This window comes from Faecalibacterium sp. PGM34, from assembly GCF_054456555.1.
Genome location: NZ_CM136898.1, coordinates 1,639,639 through 1,654,819 on the forward strand (window position 1 = coordinate 1,639,639; position 15,181 = coordinate 1,654,819).

Below are 15,181 nucleotides of genomic sequence, written 5' to 3' on the forward strand. Positions count from 1 at the left end.
TAATGTATTGCGGGAGGGAGAAAGGCATGAACGAGAGCGCACTGGAGGGCTTTGTAAAAATCGTGGAGCTGAACAGCTTTTCTGCGGCGGCAGAGGCGCTGTATCTTTCACAGTCGGCACTTTCGCAGCAGATCCGCACGCTGGAAGGGCAATTGCAATTTGAACTGTTCCAGCATGTGCCGCGCCGTGTGGTGCTGACCCCGGCGGGATGGGATTTTTACCCCAAGGCAAAGCAGCTGCTGAAATTGTACAATGAGGCGGTGCATCATGCGCAGGCAGTAAAGCTGAATGCAAATCCACCTAAACGGCATCTACTGATCGGACATCAGAATATGCCGCTGCAAATGCTGGGCTTTGACCTGTTTGCCGCTACAGGGGAGTTGAGCAACCGCTTTTCTCCTATAATGCATCGCTGTGCCAGCATAAAGGATGTCTGGAGGGCGTTGCTGAATGATGAGATCGATCTTTCATTGCAGATCGAGTGTGCAGAGATCGCGGCGCGAGGCTTGCACTTTTATCCGGCAGTGTATATGCCGGAGATCGGCGTCCCATTTCATACGCCGCCGGAGGTGCCCCGTGGATATATTACGCTGGAACAGGCGGTGCAGTATCGGTGGATGTTTGCAGAAACACCAGAGCAGTCACTGTATGAGACCGCATTGCTGCACGAGGCTACGAGACGGCAGGCAGAAATCATTCGCAGCGTAAAAAGTGTACAGTATGAACTGCCCAGCCTGATGCTGACCCCGGCAGTGTACTACCGCAGACCGGATCCTTCACAGGTGTTTATTCTGGATTGGAACAAGGGAATGCGGTTTGGTATTGTTACGAAAGCGGAGCCGGACCCGGTAGTAATGGCCTATGTCCGCGCCTTGCAGCAACAGCTGCCGTCCCTCTCAGAAAGGCTGTTCGGCCTGAAGCTGGAAGCGGTGGAGGAATAAAGAAAAAACGGAAACCCTCTCAGGCGCTTCCGCGCCAGCTCTCCCGAAGGGAGAGCTCTATTGCAGCTGACCGGCAGCTGTTGAAAAGCTCCCCCTCTCGGGGAAGCTGGCATCGCGCAGCGATGACTGAGAGGGTAAACCAAAAGAGCACCTGCTGCCCTCGGAAGAGAAGGCGGCAGGTGCTCTTTTGACAGTTATATTGCGATGACAGGTGCTTTAATCCACCACGTCCTCGAACTGGCTGTTGTACAGGTCGGCGTAGAAGCCGCCGGCTTCGATCAGCTGGTCGTGGGTGCCCTGCTCCACAATGTCGCCGTCCCGCATTACAAGGATGAGGTCGGCATCGCGGATGGTGGAAAGGCGGTGGGCGATGACAAAGCTGGTGCGGCCTTCCATCAGGCGGTCCATGGCGGTCTGGATGCGCTGCTCGGTGCGGGTATCCACGCTGCTGGTAGCCTCGTCAAGGATCAGGATGCGGTTATCTGCCAGAATGGTACGGGCGATGGTGAGCAGCTGCTTCTGCCCCTGACTGACGTTGGAGGCGTCCTCGTTCAGTTCCATCTGGTAGCCGCCGGGCAGGGTGCGGATAAAGTGGTCGGCGTTGGCGGCCTTTGCGGCGGCGATCACCTCTTCATCGGTGGCGTCCAGTCGGCCGTAGCGGATGTTCTCCATGATGGTGCCCTTGAACAGCCATGTGTCCTGCAGCACCATGCCAAAGCCTTCGCGCAGGGCGCTGCGGTCAAAGTCCCGCACATCGTGGCCGTTCAGGGTGATGGAACCGGCGTCCACATCGTAAAAGCGCATCAGCAACTTGACCATGGTGGTCTTGCCTGCGCCGGTGGGGCCTACGATGGCTACCTTTTGGCCGGGCTGCACCGTGCAGCTGAAGTCGTGGATGACGGTCTTGTCCGGGGTGTAGCCGAAGCGCACATGGTCAAAGGTGACCTGTCCGTCAATGTCGGCGGGGTCGGCGCGGCGGGCGGGGTCTGCCAGCTGCTCCTCCTCCGGCTCGTTCAAAAACTCGAACACCCGCTCGGCGGCAGCGGCCATGCTTTGCAGCATATTGGACACCTGCGAAAGCTGCTGGATGGGCTGGGTGAAGTTTTTGACGTACTGGATAAAGGCCTGAATATCACCGATGGTGATGACCCCGTTTGCGGCAAAAATGCTGCCAACAATGGCCACCGCCACATAGCCCAGGTTGCCCACAAAGTTCATGATGGGCATCATCAGGCCGGAGAGAAACTGGCTCTTCCATGCGGATTCGTACAGCTTATTGTTAGCGGCGTTGAAGTCTGCCAGCACCACGGCTTCGCGGTTGAAGGCCTTGACCACATTGTGACCGGCGTAGACCTCCTCTACCTGACCGTTGACCACGCCCAGCGTGGCCTGCTGTGTCTTGAAGTACTTCTGGCTGAACTTGACCACCACCAGCACCAGCGCCAGCGACACCGGCAGGATCAGCAGGGCAATCAGGGTCATGTGGGGACTGATGGAAAGCATCATCACCAGCACACCGATCATGGTGGTCACGCTGGTGATCAGCTGGGTGATGCTCTGGTTCAGGCTCTGGCCCAGCGTATCCACATCGTTGGTGATGCGGGAGAGCACCTCGCCCACGGTGCGCTTTTCAAAGTACGCCAGCGGCAGGCGGTTGATCTTTTCGCTGATCTGGCGGCGGAAGTCGTAGCAGACCTTCTGGGAAAGGCCGGTCATCAGCCAGCCCTGAATAAAGCTGAAGGCGCTGCTCAGCAGGTACATTCCCAGCAAAAACAGCAGGATGCGGCCGATATGCACAAAATCGATGCTGCCGGTGCCGCGCAGCCGGGCGATCCAGCCGGTGGCAAGGGCGGTGGTGGCTTTTGCCAGCACCTTGGGGCCTGCAATGTTGAAGATGGTGGACAGAACAGCAAACAGCATGGCTGCCGCAAGGGGCAGCTTGTAGTGGCTCATGGTGCGGATGAGCTGCCGCAGCGTGCCTTTAAAGTCCTTGGCGCGCTCGGTGGTGGGACGTCCGGGTCTGGGCATATCACTCACCCTCCTTTTCTGTATTCAGGGTATCCAGCGCCAGCTCCTTCTGGCTCAGCTGGCTGCGGGCGATCTCCTGATATTCCGGGCAATTGACCATCAGCTGGGCGTGGGTACCCTTGCCCACCAGTCTGCCCTCGTCCAGTACAAGGATCTGGTTTGCGTGCAGCACGGTGGAGATGCGCTGCGCCACAATGATCACGGTGGCGTTGTCGGTCTGTGCCTTCAAAGCGCGGCGCAGCGTTACATCAGTCTTGTAGTCCAGTGCCGAGAAGCTGTCGTCAAACAGATAGACCTTGGGGTTCTTGGCAATTGCCCGGGCAATGGAAAGCCGCTGCTTCTGGCCGCCGGATACGTTGGAACCGCCCTGTGCAATGGGGCTTTGGTAGCCCTCGGGCTTTGCCTCGATAAAATCAGTGGCCTGCGCAATGGCGGCGGCCTTGTGCACCTGCGCATCGGTGATATCCTCGCCGCCGAATTTCAGGTTGCTGTCAATGGTGCCGCTGAACAGCACGCCCTTCTGGGGCACATAGCCCAGCAGGTCGTGCAGCTGTGCCTGCGGCATTTCGCGCACGTCAATACCGTCCACGGTCACCTTGCCGCCGGTCACATCGTAAAAGCGGGGGATCAGGTTGAGCAGGGTGGACTTGCCGCAGCCGGTGGAGCCGATGATGGCGGTAGTCTCGCCGGGCTTTGCGGTAAAGCTGATGTGCTCCAGTGCATCGCTGTCCGCACCGGGGTAGCGGAAGCTCACATCCTCAAACTGTACCACGCCCTGCCAGTCGGTGTGCGCCTGTGCGGCCTTTGCGGTGGATTCGTCCGGGTCGTGGATGGTGGCTTTGGTGCGGAGGACCTCATCGATACGGTCCGCAGCCACACCGGCGCGGGGCAGCATGACGGCCACCATGGCCAGCATCAGGAAGGACATGACGATCTGCATGGTGTAGGTGATAAAGGCGATCATCTCGCCCACCTGCATGGTGCCGGCATCCATAGCCTTGCCGCCGAACCAGACGATGAGCAGGCTGGTGCCGTTCATGATCAGGGTCATAAAGGGCATCATGGCCACCATGGCGCGGTTGGTGAACAGCTGGGTGCCCATCAGCTCCCGGTTGGCCTTATCAAAGCGCTGCTCTTCAAACTTTTCGCGGCTGAAGGCGCGCACCGGCATAATGCCGGTCAGGATCTCGCGGCTGACCAGATTCAGCCGGTCCACCAGCTGCTGCATCACCTTGAATTTGGGCATGGCAACGCTCATCAGGAAGAGCATCAGCAGCAAAAGCAGTGCCACGTCCAGCACCACGATCCAAGAAAGGCCGCTGCTGCTGCCTACAACGTGCAGCACGCCGCCAATGCCCAGAATGGGCGCGTAGGCCACCATGCGCAGCAGGATGACGCAGACGAACTGCACCTGTTGGATATCGTTGGTGGTGCGGGTGATGAGGGAGGCGGTGGAGAAGTTTTCGATCTCCGCGTTGGAAAAGCCGATGACACTGGAGAAGGTCTCCCGGCGCAGGTCACGGCCGATGGCGGCAGATACCCGGGAGGCAAGGAAGCCCACAGCCACAGCCACGGCCACCATCAGCAGGGTGAGTGCCAGCATCTGGCCGCCCACCCGGAAGAGGTAACGCATCTGCACATCCTGTGCAACGCCCTGTGCCTCGTATTCCAGCTGCACCAGCAGCAAAGACTGGCTTTTCAGGTTTTCCAGCATGGTACTGTCCAGCTGGCTCATGGCACCGTCCAGCTGCGTTTGCAGCATACTGCGGTCAAAGCCGGGCAGCTGGCTCATGGCGGCAAACTGGCTGCATACCGTATCCAGATCTGCTGCCGTGGGGGTGACGGCCTCGGTGTCCGCAGCGGCAGTGGGCATCTCGGCAAGGCCGGTCATGCCCATACTGCTTTGCCCGGCGGGGGTGTTGGCAGCCTGTGCGGCAGCCATATACAGCACGATGTCCGGGGTGGTCACGGCATCTTCCAGTGCGGTGCGCTCGTCCTCGGTCAGGTCGGAGCGCAGCTGCAATACGCCATCGTCCTGCAGATAGTACTGATAGGCGTTTTGCAGCTTCTGCGCGTCCTCCTCGTTCATCAGCAGACTCAATGCGTCCAGCGTACTCTTGCGCACCGTCTGGGGCAGGGGGCTTTCAACGCCGCCCTGCTGGATGCCGGTGTCCACGATCTTGCTGGTGTAGTCCGGCAATGCAAGGTCGCAGTACGCCTGCACGAACAGCAGCGCGAACACCACAAGGCAGACCGCCCAGTGCCGGGCCAGCTGCTTAAAGATCTTTGTCATGGTTCGTTTCTCCCTTCGGGTCAATGTTGCGCGCGGCATTTTCCGCAAGAATAGCATCCATCAGCGCGCCGCGCAGCGCGTCCATCTGGGCAACCTGCTCCGGCTCTAACCGTGCCAGCACGCTGGCAAAGTAGTTGCTCAACGCCTGCTCACACTGACGGCACAGCTCATACCCTTTGGGGGTGATGCGCACCAGCGTTTTGCGGCGGTCGGCGGGGTCCGGCTCCCGCACCACGGTGCCGTCCTGCTCCATCAGCCGCAGCCCGCGCGAGACCGCCGGCAGCGGCTGGCGGATCTCCCGGGCAAGGTCGGAGACATAAATGGCACCGTCCTTGCCATGGCAGTTGATGGAATGCAGCAGGCCTTCCAGCATATTAAAGTGGCATTTGGGGCAATCGGCCAGCGCCGCCCGCATCCCGGCCTTGGATGCCTTGCTCAGCTGCCCGATATAGTGGCACATCCCCTGAAAGCTGGGGGTGCTTGGCTCGGACACAACAGTCCCTCCTCGTTTGCATTTTTAATACTTAACAGCTGTTAAGTATTAACGTTTGATAATCATATCCCTTTTATAGCCGGATTGCAAGGGGATGGGGAAATATTAAACAAAAATTCACAAAAAACTTGTAAGCTTTGTCAGGACAGAATCCGGCTTTTGCCGCATAGAAATAAAGGACAGGCAGAAACGGAGGGTGCGGATGGAGCAGGGGTTACAGGTGTTGTTACAGGTATTCGGCGGATTGGCGCTGTTTTTATATGGGACGGACAGCCTGTGCAGGGCAGTGCAGCAGGGGGCGGGCAGGCGTCTGCGCAGCCTGCTGGCGCGGTGCACCGCAAACCCGGCGGCAGGGCTGCTGACCGGGGCGGCGGTCACAGCGGTGCTGCAAAGCAGCTCGGCGGTCACGGTCATGGTCATTGCCTTTCTGGCGGCGGGGCTGTTGCAGCTGCGGCAGGCGGTGCCGGTGGTGTTCGGGGCAAATATCGGCACGACGGTCACGGCGCAGCTGCTGGCGTTCCGGGTGGAAAGCTGGCGGTATCTGCTGCTGTTTTGCGGGGTATTGCTTTGTCTGGCCTGCAAAAACTGGCGGGGCCGCTGCGTGGGCGAAGCGGTGCTCGGCTTTGGGCTGCTATTCGAGGGCGTCACGGTAATGCGCAGCGCCATGGAGCCGCTGCTGCAAAGCCCGCTGCTCCGGCTGGAGCTTGCCCGGGTGCAGCAAAGCCCTTTGCATGGGCTGCTGGCGGGCGTCTGCATGACCTTAACGGTGCAAAGCAGCTCTGCCACGGTGGCGCTGCTGCAAAGCATGGCGGCGCAGCCCGGGGCGGACGGCGTACACAGTCTGCTGGGGCTGACCGCGGCTATTCCCATTCTGCTGGGGGATAACATCGGCACCACCATTACAGCGGTGCTTGCCGCCATCGGGCAGGGAAGAGACGCCAAGCGGGTGGCGGCAGCCCACGCTATTTTTAATCTGAGCGGCGCGGCGGTGTGCTGCGCACTGCTGCAGCCCTTTGCGGCGCTGGTGCGGCTGTGCTCGCCCACAGGGGCAGAGTGCACCGTGATCGCCCGGCAGATCGCCAACGCGCACACCCTGTTCAACGGGCTGTGTGCGCTGGTATGGCTGCCCCTGACCGGGCAGATGGTGCGGCTGGTCTGCGCGCTGCTGCCTGATAAAAATCGCCTGAAGGAACGGTTGTAAATCGGAGCGGGGAATGGTATACTGAAGCAGATGATACTATTATATATAAAGGATGGAATGCAATGAAACGGAAAATCGGCAGGTTGTGCATGGTGCTGGGCGCGGTGCTGATCTTATGCGCCGCCGGGCTGCTGGGCTACAACCGGTGGGATGCCGCCCGGGCAGAAAAGGCTTCGCAGGAAGTATTGGGCGAGCTGGAGCAGACCATGCAAAAGACCATTACGGAGCACCGGCAGGAAAACGAGACTGTAGCCCCGCAGCCGGTGCTGGACCCGACGCAGGAGATGACCACCGTGGAGGTGGAGGGGTACGACTACATCGGGGTACTTTCCATCCCGGCAGCAGGGCTGGAACTGCCGGTGATGGTGCAGTGGAGCTACGCCGGGCTGAAGGTCGCCCCCGGACGGTACAGCGGCACCACCTATGCCGATGACCTGGTAATTTGCGGCCACAACTACGCAAAGCACTTCAGCCCTATCAAGTGGCTGGCCATCGGCAGCCCGGTGTATTTTACAGATGCGGACGGTCTGCGCTGGAACTACGAGGTGGAGAGCGTGGAGATTTTGCAGCCCACCCAGATCGAGGAGATGACCACCGCCACCGAGACGGACAGCTGGAATCTGACCCTGTTCACCTGCACCTCCGGCGGCAATGCCCGCTATGCGGTGCGCTGTGTGCGGACAGGCTACCCTGTCCGTGTGACGGACGCGGCAGAGTAATGCCATCTTTGCGCAGCGGGACGAGATGAGAAAGAATATTATTATAAAAGTGGCTCAGAAACGCCTGCGGGCGTTTCTGAGCCATTTTTTCACAGGAGCATCATCCGATTTTTACGCAAAAACCCACAGAAAACATTTGAAAGTCCTTTTTATGGTATCTGAATTGTGCGATACTGTGTTCACCGGGGAAGCCCCGGGAACAAAACAGACACACAGGAGGGAAACACCATGAAGGATTTTGAGTTGCGTTATGTGGGCAGTCATGTGGAGGTATACACCGGCAGTGGTGTGTTCCTGTTTTCAGCCGATACGGTGCGGGAGGCCATGGAAGAGCTGGCCGGGTAAGCGGGGATATCCTGCGTCCCGAGAAGGTACAATGTAAAATGTATGTAAAATAAAAGAAAGCTTTTTGCTTTACACCCGGAAATATGTTGCGAAATGTGTGGAAAAAGTAACTTTCCTGTAAAATAAACCTTGTTGAGACGCCCCCTTTGATGGTATAATAAAAATAAGCGGCTTCCGGGACAGGGCAGCGTTGTGCGTGTGCAGGGCTCCGGCGGCTGCGTGCTGTAAAGGATTAAAAGGGAAGTTTCATATTAGGAGTATCGTTATGGATATCACACACATTACCTCTCTGCTGGGCGGCGTTGCGCTGTTCTTGTACGGTATGTCCATCATGGGTGCCGGACTGGAAAAGCTGGCAGGCGGCAAGATGCAGGGCGTATTGCAAAAGCTTACCTCCTCTACCATCAAAGGCGTGATCTTTGGCACACTGATCACCGGCGTTATCCAGTCGTCGGCTGGTACGGTGGTTATTTGTGTCGGCCTTGTCAACTCTGGTATCATGACACTGACGCAGTCGGTAGGCGTGATCATGGGTGCAAATATTGGTACTACGGTAACAGGTCAGTTGATCCGCATGGCGGATATCTCAGGCGACAGCCTGTGGCTGACTTTGATCCAGCCCAAGACCTTTGCCCCTGTGGTGGCGTTTATTGGCTGCATTTTTTATGTGTTCCTGCGCAATGCCAAAAAGAAAAATATCGGCCAGATCATGCTGGGCTTCGGCATTCTGTTTACCGGCATGAGCCTGATGGATACCGGCGTGGCACCCCTGCGGGAGAGCGCAGTCTTTCAGGATCTGTTCGTCACCATGACCAACCCCATTCTGGGTGTTCTGGTGGGCGTGGTGGTCACCGTGATCATCCAGTCCTCTTCTGCCTCCGTGGGCATTTTGCAGGCACTGTCCAGCACAGGGCTTGTCACCTTCAGCTCTGCCATCCCCATCATTCTGGGCGCGCATATCGGTACAGCGTTCACCCCGCTGCTCACCATCGGCGGCTCCTCCAAGGATGGCAAGCGGGCGGCGCTCATCCACCTGTACTTCAACGTCATCGGCAGCGTGATCCTGCTGGCGCTGATCTATGCAGTGCAGTTCACCATCGGCATCCCCATGTGGGGCGATGTGATGAACAAGAGCTCCATTGCAAACATCCATACCATGTCCAGCGTGTGCGCCATGCTGCTGTTCCTGCCTTGCAGCGGAGTGCTGAGCCGCTTGGCGATGCTCACGGTGCCCAGCAGTGTGGAAGAAGCACAGGAGCTGAGTATGCCGGTGCTGGACGAGCGTCTGTACAAGAGCCCGGCTGTGGCTTTGCAGCAGGCAAAGAATGCGGTGATCAAGATGTCCCGCCGCGCTGCCCGCAACGTGGGTCTGGCCGCGCCGCTGCTGCTGAAAATGGACGAGGAGACCGTGAGCGCCATCAAGGTGCGCGAGAACCTGATCGACCGCATGGAGGTGGAAATCACCAACTATCTGATCAAGCTGACCGATCAGGAGCTGGGCGATGACGAGAGCCACGCAGTGACCGAGCTGCTGAATTTTGTCACCGAGTTCGAGCGTATCGGCGACTATGCCGTGAACATTATGGAAAAGGCCGAGGAGCTGTACGACAAGGAAGCCAGCTTCAGCGAGAGCGCCAAAAAGGAGCTGCAGCTGCTGGACGACGCACTGGAGCGCATTCTGGCTCTGACGGACGAGGCTTTTGAAAACGACGATACCCAGAAGGCTGCACAGGTGGAGCCGCTGGAGGAGATCATTGATGTGATGGTGGAACGCCTGCGCGACCAGCACATCCGCCGCCTGAAGGACGGCGTCTGCTCCATCGACACCGGCGTGGTGTTCCTTGATGTGCTGAACAACGCTGAGCGTATCTCCGACCACTGCTCCAACATCGCAGTGCGCATGGTGGGCATGGAGGCCGGCGACGATTACGACTCCCACACCCTGAAAAACATTATGCACCACAGCCCCAGCAAGGACTATATGCTGGAATACGAGCAGTGCCGCAAGGAATACCTTGTGCCGCTGGAAGAAATGGAAGCGTAAGTCATATTTATAACAGAGGCCGCTGCAAACGATGTGCAGCGGCCTCTTATACTTATTCTCCCAGATCCTCCAGCAGCAGGTCCAGCTCCCGGGGGCTGTTGACCACGATCCCGCGCTTGATGCGCAGGGCATCATTTTCCGGCAGAAGATTGGTGTAGATGCCGGTCACACGGATCAACGTGCCCGGGGTGCCGTCGGCGCGGCAGGTGTACACCGCCACCCGCCCGCCGCTGTCCCGCAGGCAGTAGCGGGCGGCGTCCGGCTGCGGCACTGCCTGCGCGGCAAGGCTCAGGGGAGAAGCGGGATCGGTCTCGGATCCGGCGGGGCTTTGGGACAGCGGCAGCTTTGGCAGCGCCATCCAGAACAGACTGAATACAATGGTGAATACGCAAAGCCCGTAGAACAGGCAGACAGACAGCTTGCGCATAAAAAACACTCCCTTCCCCCGTAAGTATGCCCCGTTTTTGCGGATGGCAGACAATTTTCACACGCGGGCACTGTACTTTCTGCAACGGAGTGTGTTATACTATTTATATCTGCTCAGCGCGCAAAGATTGGTTCTTGCCCGGCTGGGATGTGCGTGCTATAATATGGTATTGCAGTTTGAAGTTTCGTGTCACAAACGATGTGGATAAAACCCGGCGCAGCAATGCCCGGAAGCAGTCTTGAAATGTCAGGAGGCGATCCCTATCTCCAACAATGAGATGAGAAAGATCCATCGGAGCGGCGAGGAGCAGCCTGCCCGCCCGGTGGGACGTAAGGTCAATGTTTCCCAGAGCCGCCGCGAGGCACGCCCCGCAGCGGAAAACCGTACCCGCACACCCAAAGCACCCAAAAGCCCCAAGCCGCCGAAGGAAAAGAGCAAGCACCCCATCCTGCGGTTCATCGGACGTACCATCGCTACGGTGCTCTGCCTTGGCATCATGCTGGGCAGCGTGGTGGCTGTGGGCATGGTGTACTATGTGGTACAGGTTACTGCCAACGACGGCGACCTGCTGGATCTGGACGACATCCAGCTGAGCCAGTCCAGTATGGTGGTTGCCACCGACCCGGATACCGGTGCACAGGTGGAGTATGCCACCCTGCGCTCCTCCAACAGCCACCGCGTGTGGGCAGACCTTGAGCAGATCCCTTCCAACTTGCAGTATGCGTTCATCTGCACCGAGGATAAGGATTTCTACTCAGAGCCCGGCGTTAACTTCAAGCGTACCATCGGCGCAATGATCAATGAGTATCTGCTGCCCATTTACAGCTCCAAGCAGGGCGCATCCACGCTGGAGCAGCAGCTCATCAAGAACCTGACCGATGACAACAGCGCCAGCGGCATCGACGGTGCACTGCGCAAGGTGCGCGAGATCTACCGCGCGCTCTGCCTGAGCCGCAGCTACTCCAAGGAGACCATTCTGGAGGCTTATCTGAACACCATCAGCTTTACCGGCACCATTCAGGGTGTGCAGACGGCGGCCAACGAGTACTTCAACAAGGACGTCAGCCAGCTGAGCCTGTGGGAGTGCGCCACCATCGCCTCTATTACCAAAAACCCCACCAACTATAACCCCTACACGAACCCCGAAAATCTGATCAACCGCCGCAACTTCATCATGTACAATATGTGGCAGCAGGGTGTGATCAGCGAGGAGGAGTATCGCAACGGTGCTGCGCAGCCCCTTGTGCTGGCCGAAGAGGACAGCGGCAAAAAGCCCAGCACCGTCACCTCCTACTTTACCGATGCGCTGTTCAACGAGGTCGTGCAGGATATCATGGCCAAGGAGGGCATCTCTGAGTCCGAGGCGCAGAAGCTGCTCTACACCGGCGGCTTTACCATCGAGGCAACTGTCAATACCAAATTGCAGTCCCAGATGGAAAACCTGATGCTGAACACCGATGATGCCTACTTCCCGGCGGGCTGGCATGAGGAAGAGGTCACCTCCATCTCGGACGATGATGTGCAGGTGTTCAATGAGGACGGCACCCCCAAGACCCGCACCGGCGAGAACGGCACCGTCTACTATTACCGCAACGTGCGCACGCAGGCTGCCATGGTCACGCTGGATTATGACGGCAACGTGCTGGCTATTGTGGGCGGCCTGGGCGAAAAGACCAAGAGCCTTTCCCTGAACCGCGCCTACAACGTGGAGCGGCAGACCGGCTCTACCATCAAGCCCATCGGTGCCTATGCACTGGGCATCGAGTACGGTCTGGTCAACTGGTCCACCATGCTCAACAACTCCCCCCTGTACCAGAAGCAGGATATGATCATCCGGGACGAGGACTACTGCCGCAAGAACGGCTTGATGGGCCTCTCCGATAAGCAGCTCCGCGCTTACCCCAACGCATGGCGCAGCTGGCCGCGCAACTACGGTGGCAACTACGGCGATGGCAGCGATCTCCCGCTGTGGAACGGCCTTGCCCGCTCGCTGAACACCATCGCAGTGCGCGTGGGCGACCTTGTGGGCGCAAGCAATATCTTCAACTTCGTCTACAACACCTTACAGCTGAATACGCTGGATCCCACCAACGATGTGGGTCTGGCGCAGCTGGTCATGGGCAGCCAGACCAAGGGCGTTACTCCCATGGCGCTGGCCGCAGCCTTCCAGATCTTCTATGATGGCGAGTACACCACCCCGCACCTGTACACCCGTGTGCTGGACCGGGACGGCAACATCTATCTGGAAAACAACGCCACCAGCTATCAGGCACTGACCCCCGATACTGCCTATGTCATGAACCGCCTGCTGAAGAACGTTCTGTTCTCCAGTGTGGGTACTGCCAGCGGCCGTTACCCCAACTCCAACGGCATGGAAGCCTTTGGTAAGACCGGTACTGCCAGCGACGAAAAGGACTTGTGGTTCGTGGGCGGCACGCCCTACTATGTCACCGCTGTGTGGTGGGGCTACGATGCACCTTACGATATGACCAAGACCCTGTCCAAGCAGCAGGCCAAGACCCGCACCTGTGTGACCGCGTGGAAGGCACTGATGGAGCAGGCACAGGCAGACCTGCCCTATAAGGCATTCCCTGCCTCCGCAGGCGTGGTGGAGCGCCGCTACTGCACCCAGAGCGGCCTTCTGGCCGGTGCAGGCTGCCCGAGCACGGCCGTGGGCTACTACCGTGCCGATGACCTGCCCGATACCTGCACCTACTCCCACGCAGCCCCGCAGGCTGCTGCCTCTACCGGGAATACAGACAGCGCTGTGCCCACCCAGCCGGTCATTCCCACCGATACCAGCGCGCTGGATACGGAATAAGGGGAAAATCGTACTTTTTCGCCCCTTTGCTGAAAAATCCGGCAAGGACAGGGCGCACTTTACAAGACAAAACTGGATAAAGTGACAAAATAGCATCCGGGCTCTTGCATTGCAGGGGTTCGGATGCTATTATATTTTCTACAAGAACACTTGTGTTTGAGAGGTGAACAAGTTGGAACGCCGTTTTTATCTGGTGGATGCGCAGGTGCTGCCGGAGGTCTTTCTCAAGGTGGTACGCGCCAAGGAGCTGCTGGCCAGCGGAGAAGCCCGCAGCATTTCGGCTGCGACCCGCGCCGTAGAGCTTTCGCGCAGTGCATTTTATAAGTATAAGGATTGTATCTTTGATTCCGAGAACGGCCGTGAGGTCATTACGGTCATGGCCACCCTGCGGGACGAGACCGGTGCGCTGCAAAGCCTTCTGGCGGGCATCAGCGCCGCAGGTGCCAGCATTGTGACCATCAACCAGTCCACCCCGGAAAACGGAGCTGCGCTGGTGGCGGTCACCATCCGCACTGATACCATGCAGATGTCCCCGGAGGAACTGACCGAAAAGCTTTCGCGCCAGCGCATGGTCGTGGGTGTGCGCTGTGGGTATAACCTGTAACAAAACAGGAAACGAGGGAAAGAGAGTATGGCTAAAATTGCAATTCTGGGCTTTGGCACGGTGGGCAGCGGCGTATACGAGGTGCTGCGCCGCAATGCTGCAAGTGTCTCCCGCCGGGCTGGTGAACCGGTGGAGGTAAAGTACATTCTGGACCCGAAGGATTTTACCGGCAACCCGGTGGAGCCTTTGGTGGTGAAGAGCATTGATGTGATCCTGCAGGACCCGGAGATCCGGGTGGTGGTGGAGACCATCGGCGGCACTCGTTTTGCTTACCCCTACGTCAAGGCGTGTCTGGAAAGCGGCCGCAGCGTGTGCACCTCCAACAAGGAGATGGTGGCCACCTACGGCGCAGAGCTGCTGGCACTGGCCAAGGAGCACGACTGTGCCTTTCTGTTCGAGGCCTCTGTGGGCGGCGGTACGCCCATCATCACCCCCATGCACCAGTGCCTGGCGGCTAACGTCATCACCGAGGTGGAGGGCATCGTGAACGGCACCACCAACTTCATGCTCACCAAAATGGTGCGGGAGAGCCTCGGCTTTGAGGATGCGCTGCACATTGCGCAGGAGCTGGGCTACGCCGAGACCAAGGATCCCAGCGATGACGTGGACGGCCGCGATGCCTGCCGCAAGATCGCCATCCTGTCCTCCATGGTGTGCGGCCACCAGATCTACCCCCAGAACATTCCCACCCGGGGCATCCGCGCCATTACCGCCGCCGATGTGGCCAGCGCCGAAAAGCTGGGCTGCGTCATCAAGCTGATCGCATGGATGAAGCTTGGCAAGGACGGCAGCGTGGCTGCCGGGGTAGAGCCGTGTCTGGTGCCCAAGGCAAACCAGCTGGCCAGCGTGGACGACGTGTTCAACGCGGTGCTGGTCAAGGGCGATATGCTGGGCGATGTGGTGTTCTACGGCAAGGGCGCAGGCAAGCTGCCCACCGCCAGCGCTGTGGTGGCAGACGTGGTGGATGCCCTGAAAAACGGTGCACAGGTGCACGACAGCCTGTTCTGGCAGCCCGCAGACCCGGTGGACGGCATGCTCACCGACCCGGCTCCCGCTGCATATTATGTGCGTGTGGCGGGCATTGCACCTGCTGTGGTGGAAGCCATCTACGGCTACGGCAAGGTGGTGGATGAGCGGTACGAGGGCTGCGCCTACTTTGTGGAGCGCGCCGACGAGCGTGCGCTGGCAGAAGCCGCGCGCAAGGTGGAGGCCGTGGGCGGCAGCGTGAAGCTGGTGCTTAAGCGTCTGCCCGAGGAAGTGTAACG

The 15,181-nt window shown here is 58.9% G+C and carries 11 protein-coding genes; 7 read left to right on the forward strand and 4 right to left on the reverse strand.

What is annotated here, in order from left to right; genetic code table 11:
• Nucleotides 1–26 precede the first annotated feature (26 nt).
• A complete protein-coding gene (locus ACXPUX_RS07700) occupies nt 27–941 on the forward strand; it encodes a LysR family transcriptional regulator (RefSeq protein ID WP_458827792.1) in 915 nt (304 codons plus the stop codon).
• 216 nt (nt 942–1,157) lie between these two features.
• On the opposite strand, the gene ACXPUX_RS07705 is transcribed toward ACXPUX_RS07700, so the two are convergent.
• The 3 genes from ACXPUX_RS07705 to ACXPUX_RS07715 are packed head-to-tail and all read right to left on the reverse strand — an operon-like array spanning nt 1,158 to nt 5,755.
• Nucleotides 1,158–2,969 (reverse strand): ABC transporter ATP-binding protein, encoded by a 1,812-nt coding sequence (locus tag ACXPUX_RS07705; protein ID WP_458827793.1) that lies wholly within the window; start codon nt 2,967–2,969, stop codon nt 1,158–1,160.
• A gap of 1 nt (nt 2,970) precedes the next feature.
• Nucleotides 2,971–5,262, reverse strand: a complete 2,292-nt coding sequence (locus ACXPUX_RS07710) for an ABC transporter ATP-binding protein (RefSeq protein WP_458827794.1) — start codon at nt 5,260–5,262, stop codon at nt 2,971–2,973.
• On the reverse strand, nt 5,246–5,755 hold the full coding sequence (locus tag ACXPUX_RS07715; RefSeq protein WP_458827795.1) for a MarR family winged helix-turn-helix transcriptional regulator: 510 nt from the start codon (nt 5,753–5,755) through the stop codon (nt 5,246–5,248). The genes ACXPUX_RS07710 and ACXPUX_RS07715 overlap by 17 nt, the downstream gene beginning before the upstream one ends.
• Nucleotides 5,756–5,957: 202 nt before the next feature.
• On the opposite strand from ACXPUX_RS07715, the gene ACXPUX_RS07720 reads away from it, so the two are divergent.
• From ACXPUX_RS07720 to ACXPUX_RS07730, 3 genes are all read left to right on the forward strand, one after another.
• Nucleotides 5,958–6,956 (forward strand): Na/Pi cotransporter family protein, encoded by a 999-nt coding sequence (locus tag ACXPUX_RS07720; protein WP_458827796.1) that lies wholly within the window; start codon nt 5,958–5,960, stop codon nt 6,954–6,956.
• A 62-nt stretch (nt 6,957–7,018) separates the two neighbouring features.
• Complete coding sequence (locus ACXPUX_RS07725) at nt 7,019–7,675, forward strand: sortase (protein WP_458827797.1); 657 nt, start codon at nt 7,019–7,021, stop codon at nt 7,673–7,675.
• A gap of 610 nt (nt 7,676–8,285) precedes the next feature.
• A complete protein-coding gene (locus ACXPUX_RS07730) occupies nt 8,286–10,064 on the forward strand; it encodes a Na/Pi cotransporter family protein (RefSeq protein WP_458827798.1) in 1,779 nt (592 codons plus the stop codon).
• A gap of 52 nt (nt 10,065–10,116) precedes the next feature.
• Here the strand turns inward: ACXPUX_RS07730 and ACXPUX_RS07735 are convergent, their stop codons facing one another.
• On the reverse strand, nt 10,117–10,491 hold the full coding sequence (locus ACXPUX_RS07735) for a hypothetical protein (protein WP_458827799.1): 375 nt from the start codon (nt 10,489–10,491) through the stop codon (nt 10,117–10,119).
• Between the two features lie 238 nt (nt 10,492–10,729).
• Here ACXPUX_RS07735 and ACXPUX_RS07740 point away from each other — a divergent pair, with 238 nt between their 5' ends.
• From ACXPUX_RS07740 to ACXPUX_RS07750, 3 genes are all read left to right on the forward strand, one after another.
• Nucleotides 10,730–13,312 (forward strand): transglycosylase domain-containing protein, encoded by a 2,583-nt coding sequence (locus ACXPUX_RS07740; protein ID WP_458827800.1) that lies wholly within the window; start codon nt 10,730–10,732, stop codon nt 13,310–13,312.
• A gap of 163 nt (nt 13,313–13,475) precedes the next feature.
• On the forward strand, nt 13,476–13,916 hold the full coding sequence (locus ACXPUX_RS07745; RefSeq protein WP_005923329.1) for an ACT domain-containing protein: 441 nt from the start codon (nt 13,476–13,478) through the stop codon (nt 13,914–13,916).
• A gap of 27 nt (nt 13,917–13,943) precedes the next feature.
• Nucleotides 13,944–15,179: a homoserine dehydrogenase gene (locus tag ACXPUX_RS07750; protein ID WP_458827801.1), complete on the forward strand. Its 1,236-nt coding sequence runs from the start codon at nt 13,944–13,946 to the stop codon at nt 15,177–15,179.
• Nucleotides 15,180–15,181 lie beyond the last annotated feature (2 nt).